Below are 21,093 nucleotides of genomic sequence, written 5' to 3' on the forward strand. Positions count from 1 at the left end.
TGAGGCTTAGATTAAGGCTGCATATTGTTTAAACGATTTGTAATTTTATTTAAATCATATATCACTTCACCAATCCTATTCTGTATTTCTAAGCACTCTTTTTCTGAAAAATATTTTACTCTGTTACCGTATATCAAATGGCTTTTTGTCTCCAATGCAGAACCTCTAGAAATATCATAAATCTGCTTTTATCTTTTGGTGTTCTTCTTCTAAAACCTGTAGCAATATTCGCTGAAATACTTTCTGCAGATTTTCTTAATTGTGAAGCAAGTGTAAAGTCTTCTTTTCTAGATAATTTTACAGATATTTTGAAGCATTTTCCAGCAATATCCATTGCCTTTTGCCAAACGGGCATCTCATTAAAATCTTTTATCATTTGTTATTAATAATTCTCCTTTCAAAAATACTTAAAATATATCAATCTTGTAAATGATAAAAGGTAGAGTGTGCAATCTTAACCTAAATCTCAGGCTGAAATTAATGTAAATCTTAACCTAATTTTCCTATCTTTACGGTAAATGAAACTGAATTAATGCCTGATTTCTTACATCCAGATAAAGAAAATTACTCCAATGAAGAGCTGATGCAGGAGGAAAAAATCCGCCCGCAGAGCTTCAAAGACTTCGCAGGACAGCGAAAAACATTGGAAAACCTTGAGGTTTTCGTCACTGCTGCTAAAAGACGTGGCGGTGCGCTCGATCATGTTTTACTTCACGGTCCTCCCGGGTTGGGAAAAACAACTTTGGCAAATATTATTGCGAACGAACTTGGTGTAGGCTGTAAAATCACATCCGGCCCTGTTTTGGATAAGCCTGGAAGTTTAGCTGGTTTGCTGACGAATCTTGAAGAAAATGATGTGCTTTTCATTGATGAGATTCACCGTCTCTCGCCTGTGGTGGAAGAATATCTGTATTCTGCAATGGAGGATTACAAAATAGATATTATGCTGGAAAGCGGTCCCAATGCCAGAAGTGTTCAGATTGGTTTAAATCCTTTCACCCTTGTTGGAGCAACTACAAGAAGTGGAATGCTTACAAAACCGATGTTGGCTAGATTCGGAATTCAAAGCAGACTGGAATATTACACCATTGAACTTTTATCAATGATTATTATTCGAAGTGCTAGAGTTTTGGGCGTTAAAATTTATGAAGATGCTTCAATTGAAATTGCAAGAAGAAGCCGTGGAACTCCGAGAATTGCCAATGCCCTTTTAAGAAGAGTACGTGATTTTGCAGAAATAAAAGGTGATGGCGAAATTGAAATAGAAATTACTAAATATGCCTTAAATTCTTTAAATGTAGATGAATTTGGTTTGGATGAAATGGATAATAAAATCATGCGAGTGATGATTGAAAATTTCAAAGGAAAACCTGTAGGTATTTCAGCTTTGGCAACATCCATCGCAGAAAACCCAGAGACTTTGGAGGAGGTGTATGAGCCTTTTTTAATTCAGGAAGGATTTATCATCAGAACGCCGAGGGGAAGAGAGGTTACTGAAAAAGCCTATAGACATTTGAATATTGCGGTACCTAGAAACCCTGGAGAACTTTTTTAATGAATATTTAATCTCGGAAAATGGAAAGTAAGTTTCAAGAAAAGAACAATGTTATTCGAAATAAATCTTTTGATTTTTCAATTATAATTGTCAACTTGTATAAAGTTCTTTACCATGAAAGAAATGAAAAAACTCTATCAAAACAATTGCTTAGAAGCGGAACTTCAATTGGAGCAAATATAGAAGAGGGTATCGCCCCGTTTAGTAAAAAAGAATTCATTTATAAACTTCAAATATCATATAAGGAAGCCTATCAATCATTTATTGGAATAAACTTTTACATAAAACAGAATTCATTAATGATACAGAATTTAATTCTCTAAAAATGGATATTGAGGAAGTCATAAAAATATTAACTGCAATTTTAAAAACGTCCAAACAAAATTATTATTTATTCAATCTTAATTTTTAATTATCAAATATAAAATGTTTATTCCTAAATTATATAAAAGTGAAGATTACAATTTGATGAAAGAAATCATTAAAGAAAATTCTTTTGCTTTACTAATTTCCTCAGTGAATAAAATTCGTGCAACCCATTCTATGATGATACTGAACGAAGATGATCCCGAAAATATTTATATCGAAACTCACATTTCAAGGGCAAATCCTCAAGCGAAAACTTTGGCTAATGGAGATGAAGTTCTTTGTGACTTTTTGGGAGCACATGCCTATATTTCCAGTAGCTGGTATGACCATATTAATGTTTCAACATGGAATTATGAAGCGGTACAGGTTTATGGAAAAGTTGATATCATGAATCAGGAAGAACTCTACAATCACTTGGAAAAACTGACTTATAAATATGAAAAATTCCAGCAATGCCCGATGATGGTGAAAGATATGGGAAAAGAATTTGTTGAAAAAGAAATGAAAGGTGCTTTTGGCTTAAAAATAATCCCTACAGAGATTTTCATTAAACAAAAATTGTCTCAGAACAGAAAGGAAAATGATTACGAAAGTATTATTTTAAATCTTGAAAATAGCGATGAAAACGGAAGACAAATTGCGGGAAAGATGAAACAAATAAAAAAGATAAACAATATTAAAAAACCTAATATTATATGAAACTATATCCTATCCAATGTGGAAAATTTAAGCTCGATGGTGGAGCGATGTTTGGGGTCGTCCCAAAGAGTTTGTGGGAGAAAACAAATCCTGCAGACGAAAAAAATTTAATTGAACTAGGCACAAGATCTTTGCTGGTAGAAGATGGTAAGAAATTAATTTTAATTGATTGCGGTCTCGGAAACAAGCAAGATGATAAATTTTTCGGTCATTATTCGCTTTGGGGTGACGATAATTTAGATAATAATTTAAAGAAATATGGTTTTGTAAAGGAAGATATTACTGATGTTTTCTTTACTCATCTTCATTTTGACCATTGTGGAGGCGCTATTGAATGGAACGATGATAAATCTGGATACAGACCAGCTTTTAAAAACGCGCAATTCTGGACGAATGAAAATCACTGGCAATGGGCAACAGAGCCTAATCCAAGAGAAAAAGCGAGTTTTTTAAAGGAAAATATTTTTCCAATTCAAGAAAGTGGCCAACTAAATTTTTTGCCACTTCCTGCAACCGGAAATTATGGCTTTGTGCCAGATTTGAAAATGGACGTCATCTTTGTAGACGGTCATACAGAAAAGCAAATGTTACCAGTCATTCAATATCAAGAAAAAACAATAGTTTTTGCCGCAGATTTAATTCCTACAACAGGACATATTCCGCAGGTTTATGTGATGGGCTACGATACAAGACCGTTGTTAACAGTGGAAGAAAAAGCAAAGTTTCTAAAACAATGTGTAGATAATGATTATTTATTATTTCTGGAGCATGATGCACACCACGAATTGGCCAGTTTAAAAATGACTGAAAAAGGAGTTCGATTGGATGAGACTTTCAGTTTTAATGATGTTTTTGGATATTAATTTAGCTATGGAAGAATTGAATTCAGAAAATCAAAATAGTGAGCCCGATCCCTTATCGGTTTCTAAAATAATAGGCTTAACTGGTGGAATTGGTTCTGGCAAAACCACGGTGGCTAAATTCATTGAAGACTGCGGATTTCCGGTCTATTATTCGGATATCAGAGCAAAAGAAATCGTAAATGATAATGAAGATTTAAAGCTAAAAATAAAAGAACTTTTAGGGTCGGAAGCCTATAACGAAGACGGCTTATACAATCGTAAATTTGTAGCTCAAAAAGTTTTCAATGATGATGAAATACTTCATCGTCTTAATGAAATTATTCATCCCGCGGTTCGTATAGACTTTGAGAATTGGGTAAAAAAGCAGAAGAAATATTTAATATTTAAAGAAACCGCTTTGTTATTTGAATTAAAATTAAATAAACAATGCTACCGCTCAATTTTGGTAACCGCCGAAGATAATATCCGAATAAAAAGAGTGATGGATCGCGACGGGAAGACGTACCGAGAAGTACAAACTGTCATGGAAAAACAAATGCCAGAAAAGGAAAAAATCAAGCTGGCTGATTGTATAATTTACAACAACACCAATCTTGACGACCTGAAAGATCAAACTGAAAAAGTAATTTTTGAGATTGAATAAATAAAATCCCGCTGAAAATTTTCAGCGGGATTTTACTTATAACAAAAATATATCTTGTAGCAATAAATTATATTCTATGGTTTGTAATAATACGATTGCATCCCACCTTTTATTCTCCTTAGTCCTTTTGTTTATCTCAGTTAAAAAAAATAAGCTCTCATTTCTGAGAGCTTATTCTATTTAAATATAATTTATTATTCTTTAATAAATTTCTTCTGAACAGTTTTGTCGCCATCAACCAATTCAATCACGTAAAGTCCGTTGATCAATCTGCTAACGTCAATTTTATTGTTCAAGATCAATCCGTCTGATATTAATTGACCTGCTGCAGTGTAAATTTTGTAATTCGCTTTTTTGCTAATATTTTTCACATTCAGTACAGTACTTACCGGGTTAGGGTAAATCATAATATCAGTTTGGTTAAGAGGATTAACAACGGGTTGCTTCACGATTCTCACTGTATAATCTTCTACCTCTCCATTTTGGAAATTGGTACAGTTTACAGGAATCGCATCTTTTTGCATTGCTACTCTCATCACTACATACTTGTAGTCTGTCATACTTACGAAAGCATCATCAGGAACTGTAAATGCTGCACTTGCAGTGTCTGCATTGTTTGGTCCGTTTGAAAGGATTTTTTCGTTTACGTCGAAGTATCCGTTTCTGTTAAAATCAATCCAAACTGCTACTCCAGTGTTTGAACCAGAAGATGAAGTCTTATCAATTTTAACTATGTTACCTTGACTTCCTTGTACAAGCGTGATATGCTTAGCAGCATTACCTGTATAATCAGTATAAGTAGATGCAACAGAAGCATTTTCTTTTGCAACACCTTGGAAAGGAGTTACTGTTACTTTATTAATATACTCTGTTCCAGAAACTGTAGATGCCATTTGACAATATACTACAGTAGGAGTTGTAAAGTAATAAAGTGGAGTAAAGTTTCCAGGAGTACCTGTACAAACGTTTGCTACCTGCATTTCGTACTTAGTCAATTCTATTAATCCAGTAATTGTATAAGTGTTCGTATTATTTACGTTTACTGTTGTCCAGCTAGGAATTCCTACTTTTCTATATCTTAAGATGTAGCTGTTAGTAGCTCCAGTACCAGTGTAAGCATCCCAAGTAACTTCTGCAGTTGTAGGAGCCAATTGTGTAATCGTTAATCCCGGAGGCGGAATTGAACAAACTCTAATAGTTGTAAATACTTGAGAGTTAGAATAAGGATTCGTAGTAGTTTCCCCATTACAAATATTTGCAATCTGTACTTCGTAAGTTACATAAGAACTTAAACCTGTTAAGATAAATGTATTTGTTGGTGGAGCTGGCAACGTTACGTTAATCCAAGTTGTAGAACCTACCACTCTATATCTCATTACATACGTTGCACTTGGTACAATAGGATTCCAAGTTACTGTAGCAGAACCTGAAGTTACGTTTGAAATCGTTACGTTTGGAGGCGTAGGATCACATCTAGTAGTAAACGTTCTTATAGGCGTTGGAGTACCTGGAGTTCCGTTACATACTGCTGATATTTGCACTTCATATTGTGTAGCAGGTGTAAGACCAGTCAACGCCAATGGTGGATTACTATTAAGTGTAGAAGCATTTACAGTGATCCAAGCTGTAGTACCAAATGGTCTATATTGTACAATGTAGTTTAGGTTATTAGTAGCTATTACCCAATTTACAATTGCAGAATTATGTGTAACTGTTGTAAATGTAGGAGGTGTAGGAGCAACATTGCTACAAGGTCTAAGTTTTACATAGTAATCTTCAACTTCTCCGTTTGCCGGATTTTGACACATTACCGGAGCAGTATTACGATTTAAGACAACTCTTAAAGTCGTATTTAAAGTTCCCGTATAAACCCCTGTTGCTGGAACTGGAAATGTTGCAGTAACCGGTGTTGTAGTATTAGCTGCAGAAATTAAAATTCTTTCAGCATCAGTGAAAAACCCATCTCTGTTGTAATCAATCCAAGCAGTAACGGCATCACTGAATGTAGATCCAGGAGTCCATCCTTTACCAACTGAAATCTGGTTGTTGGCAGAACCAATTTCTAGATTGATTAAAGTAGCAGGAGTATTGTATAATGTATAACCATTCTGTACTGATGTATTGCTCATTACAGCCTGCCCAGTAGGAGAAACTGTTACGTTAGCAATATGATCATTTGTACCTCCGCCCACCATCGGACAATAAGTAAGTGGTGGTGTAGTAAATGGTACTGAAGCTCCCCAAGCACCGGCAGTACCGTTACAAGTAGTCATTACTTGTACTTGATAAGCTGTAGATTCAGATAGACCTGTAATTGTATAATAGCTTACCCCTGCAGCCAAAACCTGACCTGTAGCAGAAGGCAACCAAGGACCTGTAGTCCCTAATCTATATCTTATAGAATATGTTGCACCAGCTGCAGGCATCCAAGATACATAAGCTGTTGTTGCTGTCATGTTAGAAACTGTTACCGGAGTAGGAGCAGCTATAGTACAAGGTAAAAGATCAATTAGTTTTACAGAATAATCTTCTACTTCACCATAACTGAAAGTTCCACAAGCAACAGGCGTACTAAATTCCTGAATGATTACTCTCATTCTAAGACTTAAATTTCCTGCATAAGCACCTTGTGCAACAGTTGGTACATTAAACGGAGTAGATGCATTTACAGCATTACCATTAGAAGGTTCATTTATAACTCTTTCAGAATCTTCAAAAGTTCCGTTTCTGTTCCAGTCAATCCATACAACAGTAGCGTTATTAAATACCGTTAATGGCCAAGATCTCGTTACTGATATAGTATTATTTGATGTTCCTCTGATCATAGTAATTTGTCTCGCAGGATCATTAGTATAATCAGAATAATAAGGTGCAGCAGTACCAATTGGTGATGTACTTACCATCTGTGCCATACCGGTAGGGTTCACTGTAACGTTTGAGATAAATTCATCTGCAAAGTTTCCAGAAGCAGTACAGTAAGTTATTGCAGGTGTAGTAAATGGAAACGAAGGAGAGAATGCACCTTGCGTACCACCACAAATCGTTGCTACTTGAACTTCGTAAGCAGTAAGCTCGTTAAGAAGTGTTATCGTATAATTACTTGTAAGCGGAGTATTTAAAGGAACTGTAGTCCATGCTCCACTCGGTGCAATCCTGTATCTTAGTACATAGGTTGCTCCAGCTGAAGTTAACCATGATACCGTCGCGGTTGTTGGCGTCAGCTGTCCAACAGCAATATTAGATGGTGGAGCAGTTGTACAAGGTTGTAATAATCCAGCCACTAACTGTAATCTTGGAATATCAGAATATCTGCTGCTCGCTGAAGGCGGTGAAGCAGGATCCGGATTGGTACCATCAGAGTAATATAAAATACCTTTGTTGGTACCAGCTGCATAGCTACCCCATGTTTGAGTACATGAATATCCACTAGCATTTTCGTCTACAGCTACTACAATATTTGATGTACCATTCCACACAAAAGGACTTGTAAGAGTAATTTCAACCCATTGCCCATTGGTCATATTCGGTATTGTTCCTGTATAAACTTGTTGTAAACCACTTGCAGGAACCCAGTCTGTATTAGATGTAAAATCAGTTTTTGTAGTATTGCCCATGTATATCACCCATTGGTTATAATTCGCTTGGGTTGTGGCAGTTGCTGCTACAAAAAATTTAATTTTAGTAATAAAATTATTGGCACCTATGGCACCCGCAACTTCTGATGCAGTATAAAGTTGTTGAGAATAGTTATATCCAAAACATGAATAAACAGGTAAATTAGATGTTGTTGCAATTCCACCACCAATTTGCCCAGGAGTGAAAGGAGGACCCGCTACCCAAGCACTTTTATCCGTAGGAGAACAGATTGATCTTACCCACCAATAATATGTTGTACCAGTAACCAATGGCCCCAAAGCTGCCGTTAATGCATTAGTTGGAGTACCTGTAGCAGTAACCGCAGGAGTAGTATTAGTTGTTGAAAAAACATATTCATAACCATTTCCTGGAGGAGTACTTGGAGCAGCCCATCCAATTGAAGCAGTAGTAGGTGTTGTAGCGCCAGACACAAGCCCAGACGGAGCAAAACAACTTGGAGGAGTCCAAGTGTAAGTTAAACCATCAACAGGCATTCCTGGTGTAGCGTTTAATGTATTATACGATTGTGTACTAGTATTCGCTGTTCCAGCAGTAGATGCAGTAAACAGTACAGTTGTGGAGTTTAGACGATTATTAAAATCAGCATTCGTAGCACCTCTAAGTCCCACTTGTCTTGTACCACTTATAGCTGTAGTACCAGCAAGATAAGAACCTTTAAGATAGACTGCGGAAATAGTATTAACTGTTTCTTTTAATCTAACTTGAAAAGAAATAGAATATGCATTAGTTGTTGATGTAGACCAAGTAGGTCTGAAATCAGCCCATTGCACTACAATTTCTCTGTTAGGAGCTGTACCAACAACTGCCCAACTGATATTACCAGTTACAGATGCAACATTAAAAATAGCATTCAAATCTCCTCCGAAAGGAGAAACAGCACCGCTATACGCTTCTGTACTTGAAATTGGTGCAGAAGTAAATGTTCCCGGCGCCGTAGCACCAAATGTTAAAAAACCATTAGTAGATACATTTAATGAAGAATAATTTACTCCATTAAATGAAAAATTGAATGGCAATGTAACAGGATAAACTGCGCTATCCAGCGTATTAGCAGACGTTGCCGTCGCTAAAACAGTGGCACCCGTAAGTGGTGTGTATGTCCCGGTAGACTGCACAAAACTGTAGGTACTTACCTGTGCATTCGTTAGAAATGCCAGGACAAATGAAAAAAGTAGTAGAATCTTCTTCATATTTTTACAATATTAAAATCCCGTAGGATGTAAGAATTACACATAAATTTTTAATTAAAAATTGTTTGAACTATTAAACAGGGAAGTACTGTTTAAAACGTGAGAAGTAATTGAGAAATAATAAAATGTAAAGGATTTTTTCATAGGCTGTATTATTTTATATTAGATACAAAGCTAAACATTTTTAATGATTTACCTAAAAAATAAAACATTTTTTTGCGGAAATATTACTGATATAGATATTTTACATCTTTAATATTATGAATAATTTTAAATAAAATAAGAATTCGTAGGTGTTTTGAGTTTTTTTATTCGAATAATTTAAAAATAAAAAACCTCAGAAAATTCTGAGGTTTTTTATTTTTAAGGTAATTTAATATTACTTTTTTATGAACTTCACAGTTTCATTGATGTCTTTATCTTTGATTGTAATTAAGTAAGTTCCTTTCACCAATTCAGAAACTCTTACTTGATTATTATCTATACTTCCATTTTTCACCAACTGACCTACTGCATTGTGGATTTCAAATTTAGCATTTGAAGAAACTTTTGTGATGTTTAGTACATCTGTTGTAGGGTTTGGATAGATTTGGATAGTACTCTTTACTAAAGAAGTTTCGTTTGTGCTTAAAGTAGGAACTAAAACACTGTAATCTTCCACTTCTCCGTAAGAAAATGTTCCACATCCCGCAAACGTAGCACCTAAAGATAGCCCTGCATTTGCATTACCTGCGAAATAGAGAATAACTCTCATTCTAAGCAATGCATTAGTAGCAACCGTAGCAGGCACTGTAAATGTTCCAGTAATTGGTGCCGTTGGCACAGCTGTAGGATAATTTAAGACTCTTTCTGTACTCTCAAAAGTTCCATTATTATTAAAGTCTATAAACACTACCGCCGTATCCCAATCTGGATCTGCAACTGTAATAGATAATCCATAAGTATTACCTGCTGCCAATGAAGGCTGAAGAGCAGTATTAGTACTGTAGTTTGTATAATTTGAAGGACCTGAAGTATTGGTCATCAAGTTGACTGCATTATAAGACAAGCTTACATTTGAAATATATTCAAATTGAGCTGTATTGGTTGCAGATATTGTACAAAAAGATACTGCAGATGTTGTAAAGTTAACACTAGCAGAAAATGGACCTTGAGTACCACAAACCGATGCAACTTGAACTTCGTAATTAGAGCCATCTGAAAGCCCTGTTAATCCTACTGTATTTGTAATTGCAGTAGTTTGTAACCAAGTAGTTTCACTTGTTTTTTTGTAACGGATAACGTAAGATGTCGCTCCCGATACGGCAGGCCAATTTACAGTTGCTGAAGAATTGGCAACATTTGTAACAGTAACTCCTGTGATTGTAGCACCACAAGTTGCTTGTGCAACTACAGACATTTTTTTCAATGCATAGAAAACATTTCCTATAGAAGAAACTCTCAAAGCAACCGTTTGACCGTTTAGAGTTGTAGGCAATGCAGCAATAGATTCTGTACCATCATTAGCAGTTGATGCTAAAAGTACAGCCCATGTAACACCGTTATCAGTAGAGTAATCAATCTTAACATTTGGAGAGTTATATGCTCCCGAAGCTGTATTTACTACATCCCAAGTTACTGTATTTGCGGCATTGCTATACAAAAATCCACCTGTGGTCAATTTAAAAGGACCATCCGCTCCTACTTCAATAGTCTGTTCTGAAAATTGGGTCTGCTGTTGGGTTGTGGTAGGATTATTATCTCTTACGGTAACAGCAAACTTCATCGATCTAGCAACCATAGGAACAGATTCCCAACCATTATTAGAGTTATCTAAAACTCCGTTTAGCACAGATGGTAATTTTGGAAAATATCTCGTAGGATTTGTTGTAGGTGTAAATGACCTGAAAGACGGACCAAATGTTGTTGTACCAAGATTATTCTTATTAATTAGCTGACTGGTTGCAGTAATGTTATTTACCTGCTCCCAAGTATAAGTCATAGGATCATTTTGAGCATCTGTAGCAGATGCGGTAAGAACGAATGCAGTACCTTTAGGAATAGTATACGTTGGTAAAGCAGCAATAACCGGTGGATCATTTACCACTGTAGTTTCTACATCACATGTTTTCGTGTTTAGGTTTGTCTGTACTTGTGTGATACTTGCTTTATGAAAGTAAGCATCAGAATTTGCCTGTACATCAGTATCAGCACCAGTAATTCCAGCATAACCCATAATGGTAGATCCAGACCCAGGCTCCATATTGACACCAGTACCTTCATAACCAGTAGTGAAAGTATGGTTAGCACCCAACTGATGCCCAAGCTCGTGTGCTACATAATCTATATCAAAAGTATCTCCTTGAGGAATACCATTTGAAGGTGAAGTATAGCCAGAACCCTTACCTTTAGGAACTGCAGCAGTTGGATTTACACAAACACAACCAATACAACCAGCATTACCGCCACCACCAGAAGCACCAAAAAGATGACCTATATCATAGTTAGCGTTACCTACATTAGCTGTTAGGGTATTTTGAAGTTCAGTATTCCATCCACCAGTAGCACCAGTTGAAGCATCTTGATAAGGATCTGTAAGTGCATTTGTATAAATTACATTTGGATAATTCTGTAAATTTAAATGAAGTGCAAAATCTTTTTCAAAAACAAAATTCACTCTAGTTAAGGTAGCATTTATAGCTGTTAAAGCTCCTGCAACAGTACCGCCATGAAAAGCAGTATACTCTCCTGTAACAGACATCGCCAATCTCATTGTACGGTATTTTTTATCTGACATCTTAGAGAAGTCTGAAAATTGATTGCTAAAAGAACTTCCGTTTTTTGCCATCTCTTCAATCTGCTTTACAGCACCAATACCTTCATCTGTAGAACAAATGAAGCTTTTATCTCCTGTAGCTTTTGATTTTGCATGAACCCTATACGTTGTTTTATCACTAAGCAAAGGCTCAATAAATTCATAGTCGCCAGATCCTCCAATCATCATAGACTGAAAATCATTAGGAGCAACCGAAAATCTTATAGATTTTGTTGGATCATCAATTCCTACTCCCACATAAGAGCCTAGTTGGTATTGATCTGCAAGTTCCTTTACTACTACAGGAAAACTGTAGACAGCAAATCTTTCCATTTTCCCACGTAATGTAGGAAGTATAATTTCTACAGGCTTGGCTCCCAATCCTGTTTCTTGGGCATTTTTAAGTTGGCTCTTGATTTTTGCAATATCAAGTTTATACTCTAATTGTGACGGATCTGCGAAACTATTTCTCTTCTGACTAACAGGAGACCACTGTCCGAATGCAAACCCACCTACCGTACTTAAAAATAAAGCAGTAATAAGTTTTTTCATAAAAAAGAACTATTTTTGAATTATTTGTTAATTTTTAACATCCAAATGTAAGCAATATCTTACAATTCGTTTACATTATTTAAATAATTAACATAAACTAATACTATAATCAAGATAAATAAAAATAAAACCTCCTGAAATCAAGAGGTTTTTGGATTAAAAAAAAAAAATATTTTACATTATTTTTTGATAAACTTAAAGGTTTCTATAAGATTTTTATCTTTTATTGTGATGATATAATTACCTTTTATCAATTCTGAAATCGTTATTTGATTATTTTTAATCTTTCCGTTTTTCACTAATTGACCAACAGCATTGTGTATATCATATTGAGCATTGTCTGATATTTTTGTTACATTCAAAACATCTGTAGCAGGGTTCGGGTAAATACTAAATGTTTCTTTTTTCACATCAGATACCGCTAAAACCTGGTTTGTAAAAGATTTTGTAGCGTAGCTACCAATGGCATCACTTCCTGTGTATATCACTTGTCCCGAACTTGTCTGCAGGCTTACATAAGCACCAGCAGTTCCATCAAGACCATCTCCAAATGCATCAGAAATTGCAAAAATGTAGCATCCTAACGGCAAAGTCCATGTTTGTGTAATTAATACTGGCAGTACTGGAGTTGTAGAATCTGCATAAGGACCTCCACTATATAATACTTGTCCGGCAGCATTTTTTAGCGTCCACTTTGTTTCAGATCCATAAAAATCTCTTTGAAGATTAAATGCAACCGTAGTCGTATTAAAATATTCTGGATTTGTTGGTTTTATATAATTTCCAGTAGAAACATTATTTGAAGCTCTTTGATCTGCTCCACCGTTTACAGAAGTCACTGTAGTAGTAACTGAAGAGGTTGGAATTGTAGGATCTACAGGTATACTTATTAAACTAAATTTATCTTGTGCTAAATTACCTGTCCATGAATAAGATTGAGGTGTACCTCCACCAAAAGAATAAGAAATAACAGCAGAAGTAAGATTAGCAGTTCCTCTATTATATAAATTGAGACGCAAAACACCACCACCACATACACCAGCTAAACAACCTCCATCAATTTTTACTTCGGCATCGTTTGCAAACAAAGCAATTGCAACATCTTTAGTAGAGGTTTTAAGTGTATTTCTTCTTAGTGAATTATTCATTACTGCTGTAATTCTTGCTGCCTGATTGATTGTGAAGATATTCATACAAGTATCTGTAGTATAATCCATATAATTCTCAATCATGTCATTACCAGGATTTGAGGGGCAAGAATCAATCGTTACACAATTGTAATTAGCACCTGCAGCAGCGGGCGTATCCAAACAATAATCATTGTTACTATCTGTAGCATTTACAACACAAGATGTTGTATCTCCCCAAATATGTCTCAAACCTAAAAAATGACCTACTTCGTGCGTCATAGTTCTGCCTTTATCATAAGGTGCAGATAGCATAAAAGTACCATCATTATAAGTACTACTACCAAATGTCGCAAAATTGGCAACTACCCCATCGGTATTTGCTAAACCTCCATTGGGATTAAGACCACCAAGACCTGAATTTGAAGGAAATTGTGCATAACCTAAAAGCCCAGAGTCTGAAAAATTAACACTCCACATATTCATATATAGTGTTGGATCCCAAATTGTAGTAGGTTTTACGTAATCATCAATATCATCCTGATTCCAGCTATCTTGACATAGATTTACTCTGTTTATACCATTAGTAGGATTTCCATTAGGATCAACTTTTGCCAAAGCAAACTGAATTTGAGTATCTGCTCCTACAGCATTACTGTTGAAACCTGGTGTTCCCATCATTCTACGGAAATCATTATTCATCACAGTAATTTGTGAAATAACTTGGTTATCAGTGATATTCGGTGCTGCTCCTACATTTTGACCACTGTGGATAACATGTACAACTACGGGAATAGTAATGATATTACCGTTTTGAGATTTATTGGCTTTTGCTTGCTCTACCAATGGTGCCAACCAAGTTTCAAACTCTTGGGTAGACATTCTTTTGGGATATTTTGCTTGCAAGTATTGCTCGTACTCATCTGTTGAACATCTTTCAAAACCATGTGAATGAGATCTTTCTTCAGCGGTTTTGGTAGGAAAACTTCCACTTTTATTTATCAATTTTCCGGTATTCTGAGCATTAAGCACTCCTCCAAAAATCATTGATAATAAAAATAGAAATTTAAAAGTAGTAAATTTTTGCATTTCCAATTTTTTTTTTTGAAATGCAAATATATTTCTTTTAAAATTAATAAAATTGTTGGTAAATAAATAAGCTTCTAAGAGTCCGTTTAAATTTCATCAAAATTAATTTCCCCAACCCTAAAGGGAGTTAATTTTGATGAAATTTTCAAGGCATTTTTCCACCCTTTAGGGTTGGGGAAAAGAAAAATGCCTTGAAAATTTGTTTTTTAATCATTTTTAAACAGACTCTAAATATATTTTTAATTTAAAATTATATGAATACTACACCGAATTATCTATAAAAAAAACCTCCAGAATTGGAGGTCTTTTTTATAAATTTGAAATAACTGTTATTTTTTAATAAATTTAAGAGTTTCTTTCAAATCTTTATCTATTATGGTAATCACATAAATTCCTTTTACAAATTCTGCCACTCTTATCTGCTCATTTTCTACATTTCCTTTTTTTACAAGTTGCCCCACAGCATTGTGAATTTCATATTTTGCATTATCAGACAAATTGGTAACATTCAAAACATCTGTTGCAGGATTTGGATAGATGCCAAAAGTTCTTTTAACTGCTTCAGCAGTGCCTAGAGTCTGTATTTTAAAATATTTGGTTTGGCTAGATGCAAAATGTGATCCTGTAACCAAAGTAGATCCTGTGGTAGACTTAATATTGTAGTAACCACCGTAAGGATAAAAACCATCACCATAAGAGTCTGAAATAACAAAAGTATAACATTCGTTTGCGTTCAAAGTCCAGTTTTGGGTAATTAATGGTGGATTTACAGCATCTGTGTAAGGTCCTCCACTGTAGACTGTAATGCCAGCACTATTTTTAAGTTCCCAAGAGGTTTCACTACCATATTGATCTCTTTGAAGGTTGAATACTACACTTTCATTTAATCTTGTAGGAGCTCCCATGTAGTCTACAAATATATTACTGTTGGATGCTCTTTGGTCTGCAACACCGTTTACGGTATTTACAGCAATATTCATATAGCCACCCAAAGCATTAGTTGGCATAGGCAAAGTTACAATAGCGTATTTATCCTGAGCAAGACTACCTGTCCAGTTAAAAGTTTGCGACAAATTGTTTACTGTGTAAGTAATAACCGCTGAGGTCATCGTTGTATTCCCTCTGTTATAAAGCGAAACTTTTACATTTTGAGCAGTCGCTGTAGTGCAGCTTAACGTTGTACAATCTCTTTCTAGTTTTACTTCTGCATCATTTGGAAATAATGGGATTGCAATATCTTTAGTAGAAGTTTTCAATTCCACTCTTCTAGGAGAATTGTTCATCACTGCCGTAATTCTATCTTTTTGATTAATTGTATAAATATTCATACAAGTATCATTTGTGTAATCCATATAGTTTTGCACCATTTCAAAAACTGAAGGAACGGTACAGCTTGCAATATTAGGATTACAAGTATAATTTGATGTGTGAGCAGTAGGAGTATCTGCACAGAAATCATCACCACAAGTTGCATCTCCCCAAATATGTCTAAGACCCATAAAGTGACCTACCTCATGCGTCATTGTTCTGCCTTTATCATAAGGTGCTCCCAAAATAAATGATCCGTTATTATAATCACTACTTCCAAAAGTGGAATAGTTTGCCACAACTCCATCTGTATACGCTTCTCCTCCTACAGCATTAAGCCCTGCTAAACCTGAACCAGATGGAAACTGTGCATATCCCAACAAACCTGAAGAAGAGAACTGCACGCTCCACATGTTCATATACAATGTTGGATCCCAGATTGTTTCGGGTTTTACAAATGAATTTATTTGTGTCTGCGACCAACTTGCCTGGCAAAGATTTACTCTATTGATACCATTGGTAGGATTACCGTTTGGATCTACTTTTGCGAGAGCAAACTGAATCTGAGTATCAGCTCCTATCGCATTACTGTTGAAACCGGGAGTTCCGGCAATTCTTCGGAAATCATTATTCATTACCGTAATTTGCGATTGTACCTGCTCATCAACAATATTAGGAGCGGCACCATACGCTTGACCAGCATGGATTACATGCACCACTACGGGAATGGTCACGATATTCCCATTCTGAGATTTATTACTGTTATTTCTTTCTTTTTCAACCAAAGGTGCAAGCCACGCCTCAAATTGATCTGCCGTCATTCTACCAGGAAAATGCTTTTGCAAAAATGCTTCATATTCTGTAGATGAACATCTTTCTATCCCTCCTGCTTTTGCTAATTCTTCTGCTGATGGATGAGAAAACCCAGCATTTCTATCCCCCTTTACAGACTGGCCGAAAACCAATCCACCGCTGTAAAAAGCAAATAACACTGCTGTTTTTAAAATTGTAGATTTTATATTCATATAGATTCTATTTTACTACAAATATAATTCAAAATTAGAATTTGCATAAATATTTAGTCTAAAAATTTATTTAAAATAAATATTTGGCATCAAAATTACTGTATTTTTACAAAAAATTTAAAATGAAACTACACATTAGCCTCGCCATAATTTTACTTACATTAATCAACTGTAATACAGCAAAAACCAGCGAAATGAGTATGAATAAAGATAAAACAGAGGCAGGAAAACTCTCCGTTCAAAGAATTTCCTTATCTGAAAGAACCAGAGGTACCAATAGATTATTCACCATCACTTCAGATAATGTGGAAACCAATATGAATGGAACTATAACAAGCAAAAGCCTTTCTTCCGGCAGTTGGAAAATGATTTCAGACAAAATTGCGCAGTTAAATCTTAATGAATTACAATCCTACCAATCACCTACAACCAAAAGATACAGCGATGCTGCTTTAGCTTCACAAATAACGATTGAAAAAGACGGTAAAACCTACGGCTCATCAGATTTTGATTCTGGAAATCCTCCCGAAGAACTGAAAGACCTGTACCTAAGTATTCAAAATACAGTTGGAATAAAGAAGGGTGGAAATTAACTTCCACCCTTTTTATTGTTTTAAAATTTATATGCCAGAGACCAAGAAAATCCCATATTAAATTTACTAGAACTTCTCCCAAAACCAGGAACAATCATGGGTTGTACTTCGTCTTGTTTTGAGGTTGAAATCAAATAATGTGGCTGCATACTGACATCAATGAAAAAATTGGATTCAAAAAGTTGTACTCTTCCTCCTATAATACCCTCTATCCAAAAAGAAGATTGTGAAGATGAGGGCATAGAAACACTAGACGAGCTTCCACCAAAACCTCTCACAGGAATTGCCTTATACTCTTGATTATAAAAAGATCCAGCAACTTTTCCTCCTGCATAGAAACCATTCAATTCATTCTCTTTATCTGTTGCCAACATATAAAAGGCGCCAATTTTAGCAAATGGCCCGTTTACGGTGGCATCATATCCATTTTTCAGGTATCTATTTTTTTCAAAACCGGCATCTATGATGGCATGGGTATTTCCTTTAACTTTTGACGAAATAAAACCTTGAAAAAGCTGACGGTCTGAAAAAAAAGCAACAGTACCATTCAAGACGTCTACACCCACCATAAAGTTGGGTTTGTAAATCCATTTTTCTTTTTTATTATCTTCCTTTTTATCTTTTATATCTTGTGCAGAGAGCTGCAATACAATAACACTAAAGAGTAAGGAAAAGATTAGTTTTGTCTTCATTTTCGATAAAGTTTTGCCCGTTTGCTACTGCCGTTACCAAACCAGGTATTGTCAATTGGGAATTTACATTTTGATACGTTTTTTTTATCCCACATCCTGGCGACACATAAGATGATGTGGTAGAATAATTCACCCTTACTTTAGATTCTATTTCCTTTTTTCTTGTTTTAAAATAGATATCTGTATATGGCGAATCATCAACCCTCAAGGGAATCAAAAGTGAATCTGCATTGGCTGTTTTACCAAAATCTACAATTCGGTTACCGTAATCTACTCTTAAATATATAGAATCAACCTTTTTAAGCTGATTTCCTATATTTCTAAATTTCACTTTCATCCTTGGAGTTCCCTCGCCGCTTTCGCAGATGTCATCATCTCCGCCGCAACTTACAACTATTCCGAGGCAAGAAAACAAAAATATACATTTAAAAACCTTCTTCATTTTATTTTGGGTCTAAAGCTTTTTCTATTCTAAAAACAAGATCTTCGTAATGGTATTTGTTTATCGTATTTTCATCAGTTTTTGCGGCCAATTCTTTTTTTATTGAGTTTAAATTTCCTCTTGCAACAGCCGAGACATCTGTTTTTTCAAAAGATTTAGAATCTGCCAATTTTATTTGTTGTTCTACATAATTTCTCTGAAGATTTCTGGAATAAACATCCGGATTATCTTTTCTTATAATAGAAGTATTCAAATCTGAAAACAACTCAATTAAAGTATACGTATTAGAATCGATAGTTTCCATTTGATACATTTTTTGCAATACCATAGGGCTTAATATTCTAGACAAAACACCGGTTTGAATATCAGAAATCGTTTCTGCTGGTGCTTTTCCTGTTTTCTCAAAAATTTCTTTTTTAATGAGCCAATTTGGAGTGGCGAAAACATTTTCATTTAAAAATAGCATCGCTTCTTTCTGTTCTTTCTTAGAGACAGGTTCGTAAACAGCTCCAGATTGTTCCACCATTTTAGGCGTTTCCATTTCACCACCAATATATTTTGAAACGTGGCCGGCATATCTTTTAAACTGAGTAACCACTTGATCGTACATCATTCCCAAATTATCGTAATCTTCGTTTGGTTTTTTTGTCCATTCCTCTAGATTATCAATGATTCTTTTAAGGTTTTTGATTCCGTAAGTGCTTGCAAGCATAGCATTGTCACCAACTTGTTCACTTTGGGATCTGGGGTCAAAAGGATTCGTTTCTGTACCAAACCAAAGTCTATCATTTTTAAGGTTTTTAATGACCCATTTGTTTAAAAATTCTTTTTCAGCTTCAGGGGTTTTGTATTCATTAAATCTTCTATATCCCCATTCAATAGCCCAATCGTCGTAATCACCAATTCTAGGCATAATCCCTGCATCGCTGATATTGTCTTCTGGTTGTGCTACATAATTAAATCTTGCATAATCCATAATTGAAGGAGTGTGCCCATTTTTTTCAACCCATTTTTTATCTCTTAATTTTTCAACAGGCACGGTAGAGCTAGAACCGTAATTATGCCTCAGGCCTAAAGTGTGTCCCACTTCATGAGAAGAAACAAAACGAATGAGTTCTCCCATCAATTTATCGTCAAACTCTACTTTTCTAGCTCTTGGGTCGTTTGGAGATGCCTGAACGAAATACCAGTTTCTCAAAAGCTGCATTACGTTGTGATACCAATTGATATGACTTTCTAAGATTTCCCCTGTTCTTGGATCTGAAATTGAGGGTCCCGAAGCATTAGGTACGTCTGAAGGCTTATAAACAATAGCCGAAAATCTTGCGTCTTCAAGGCTCCATTCCGGATCTGTTTTTGAGTTCGGAACCTTTGCGATGATGGCATTTTTGAAACCTGCTTTTTCGAAAGCTTTTTGCCAATCATTAACGCCCTGTATTAAATAAGGAATCCATTTTTTGGGAGTTGCTGGATCAATGTAGAAAACGATTGGTTTTGCAGGGTCTACCAGTTCACCATTATTATATTTTTCTAGATCCTGAGGTTTTGGCTCTAGTCTCCATCTTTTCACTAAAGAAATTTTCTTCACTCCCTGAGGATCCAGATCAAAATCTGTGTAACCTACTGTAAAATACCCTACTCTCTGGTCAAAATATCTTGCCTGCATTTTGTTTTCAGGAAGAAGCACAAATGAAGAGTTAACTTCTACTGTATAATTTCCGCTGATTTTGGGTGCATCTTTTGCCAGCTCCGGAGATAATTTCCCTAAAGTTCTTGCGAAAGTTTTCGTAGTGTTGATTTCAATATTCGTAGGATAAGACTTTACAAAATTCACAAAAGACATATCTTTTTGGAAAGCTCCAACTCTGTAAGCATCTTTATACCAAACCGAGAAAGAAGTAAGTTCTGTATCTGCGTTCAAAACATCTGTAACTTCTATTACGGTTGTTTTCTTATTAACACCATACGTTTTCACATCAAAAGATTTGATGATTGACTGCACGTTGTTTCTCGTTACAGAATTGTACATATCTGATGTAGAATCTTTAGCATAATCTACAAACGAAATTGATCTTAAAAGAATTTTATCTTTCGGGCCTTTCTCGAAAGCTACCACCTGCTGACCAATCTGGTCACCTGCATAACCAGATGTTCCGGAACGCATTCCTGCAGCCGCTTTGGTGAGTCTTGTTACCAGGAGAAATTCTTTTTTCAATACAGAATCCGGAATTTCAAAATAATATTTGTCATCAACTTTATGAACTGTGAAAACGCCATCATCCGAAATTGCCTTATCGGTAATAATTTCTTTGTAAGGCTTCATTGGCGACTTCTTTTTATCATCTTCCTTTTTCGCAGTGGCCGGATCTTTTTTTATAATAGTAGAATCTTTTTCTTGAGAATAAAAATTCTGTACAGACATCATAAATACCACAGAAGCTAGCGCTATGCAAAGTTTTTTCACGTTTTTCATTCAGTTCTTTAAATTTACAATT

Annotated in this window: 13 protein-coding genes and 1 pseudogene; 6 read left to right on the forward strand and 8 right to left on the reverse strand. The window is 35.3% G+C overall.

What is annotated here, in order from left to right; genetic code table 11:
* Nucleotides 1-11: 11 nt before the first annotated feature.
* Nucleotides 12-376: pseudogene (locus tag BW939_RS11195) on the reverse strand (four helix bundle protein).
* A 156-nt stretch (nucleotides 377-532) separates the two neighbouring features.
* Here BW939_RS11195 and ruvB point away from each other — a divergent pair.
* The 5 genes from ruvB (at nucleotide 533) to coaE (ending at nucleotide 4,129) form a co-directional block, all read left to right on the forward strand.
* Entirely contained in the window at nucleotides 533-1,555 is a 1,023-nt protein-coding gene (ruvB, locus tag BW939_RS11200) for a Holliday junction branch migration DNA helicase RuvB (RefSeq protein WP_076452111.1), read from the forward strand.
* A gap of 20 nt (nucleotides 1,556-1,575) precedes the next feature.
* The gene (locus BW939_RS11205) at nucleotides 1,576-1,878 is read left to right on the forward strand and encodes a four helix bundle protein (protein ID WP_317043281.1); all 303 of its coding nucleotides are present in this window, start codon (nucleotides 1,576-1,578) and stop codon (nucleotides 1,876-1,878) included.
* 103 nt (nucleotides 1,879-1,981) lie between these two features.
* Nucleotides 1,982-2,623 (forward strand): FMN-binding negative transcriptional regulator, encoded by a 642-nt coding sequence (locus tag BW939_RS11210; protein ID WP_076452112.1) that lies wholly within the window; start codon nucleotides 1,982-1,984, stop codon nucleotides 2,621-2,623.
* The gene (locus BW939_RS11215) at nucleotides 2,620-3,486 is read left to right on the forward strand and encodes an MBL fold metallo-hydrolase (RefSeq protein ID WP_076452113.1); all 867 of its coding nucleotides are present in this window, start codon (nucleotides 2,620-2,622) and stop codon (nucleotides 3,484-3,486) included. The genes BW939_RS11210 and BW939_RS11215 overlap by 4 nt, the downstream gene beginning before the upstream one ends.
* A gap of 7 nt (nucleotides 3,487-3,493) precedes the next feature.
* Nucleotides 3,494-4,129, forward strand: coding sequence for a dephospho-CoA kinase (gene coaE / locus BW939_RS11220; protein WP_076452222.1), 636 nt, complete (start codon nucleotides 3,494-3,496; stop codon nucleotides 4,127-4,129).
* A 194-nt stretch (nucleotides 4,130-4,323) separates the two neighbouring features.
* Here the strand turns inward: coaE and BW939_RS11225 are convergent, their stop codons facing one another.
* The 4 genes from BW939_RS11225 to BW939_RS11240 form a co-directional block, all read right to left on the reverse strand.
* Entirely contained in the window at nucleotides 4,324-8,976 is a 4,653-nt protein-coding gene (locus BW939_RS11225; RefSeq protein WP_076452114.1) for a GEVED domain-containing protein, read from the reverse strand.
* Nucleotides 8,977-9,355: 379 nt separating this feature from the next.
* Nucleotides 9,356-12,322, reverse strand: a complete 2,967-nt coding sequence (locus BW939_RS11230) for a reprolysin-like metallopeptidase (protein ID WP_076452115.1) — start codon at nucleotides 12,320-12,322, stop codon at nucleotides 9,356-9,358.
* 179 nt (nucleotides 12,323-12,501) lie between these two features.
* Complete coding sequence (locus BW939_RS11235; RefSeq protein ID WP_076452116.1) at nucleotides 12,502-14,538, reverse strand: M43 family zinc metalloprotease; 2,037 nt, start codon at nucleotides 14,536-14,538, stop codon at nucleotides 12,502-12,504.
* A gap of 329 nt (nucleotides 14,539-14,867) precedes the next feature.
* Nucleotides 14,868-16,871 carry a M43 family zinc metalloprotease gene (locus BW939_RS11240; RefSeq protein ID WP_076452117.1) on the reverse strand — a complete coding sequence of 668 codons (2,004 nt, stop codon included), beginning with the start codon at nucleotides 16,869-16,871 and terminating at the stop codon, nucleotides 14,868-14,870.
* 122 nt (nucleotides 16,872-16,993) lie between these two features.
* Between BW939_RS11240 and BW939_RS11245 the strand changes: the two genes are divergently transcribed.
* Nucleotides 16,994-17,464: a hypothetical protein gene (locus BW939_RS11245; RefSeq protein ID WP_076452118.1), complete on the forward strand. Its 471-nt coding sequence runs from the start codon at nucleotides 16,994-16,996 to the stop codon at nucleotides 17,462-17,464.
* Nucleotides 17,465-17,484: 20 nt separating this feature from the next.
* Here the strand turns inward: BW939_RS11245 and BW939_RS11250 are convergent, their stop codons facing one another.
* The 3 genes from BW939_RS11250 to BW939_RS11260 are packed head-to-tail and all read right to left on the reverse strand — an operon-like array spanning nucleotide 17,485 to nucleotide 21,071.
* Nucleotides 17,485-18,156, reverse strand: a complete 672-nt coding sequence (locus BW939_RS11250) for a DUF6048 family protein (RefSeq protein ID WP_076452119.1) — start codon at nucleotides 18,154-18,156, stop codon at nucleotides 17,485-17,487.
* Nucleotides 18,122-18,598, reverse strand: coding sequence for a DUF6452 family protein (locus BW939_RS11255; protein ID WP_076452120.1), 477 nt, complete (start codon nucleotides 18,596-18,598; stop codon nucleotides 18,122-18,124). Before BW939_RS11255 ends, BW939_RS11250 begins: the two co-directional genes overlap by 35 nt.
* A gap of 1 nt (nucleotide 18,599) precedes the next feature.
* Nucleotides 18,600-21,071 (reverse strand): zinc-dependent metalloprotease, encoded by a 2,472-nt coding sequence (locus tag BW939_RS11260; protein WP_076452121.1) that lies wholly within the window; start codon nucleotides 21,069-21,071, stop codon nucleotides 18,600-18,602.
* Nucleotides 21,072-21,093: the final 22 nt, after the last annotated feature.

This window comes from Chryseobacterium piscicola (genome assembly GCF_900156685.1).
GTDB classification, from domain to species: domain Bacteria; phylum Bacteroidota; class Bacteroidia; order Flavobacteriales; family Weeksellaceae; genus Chryseobacterium; species Chryseobacterium piscicola.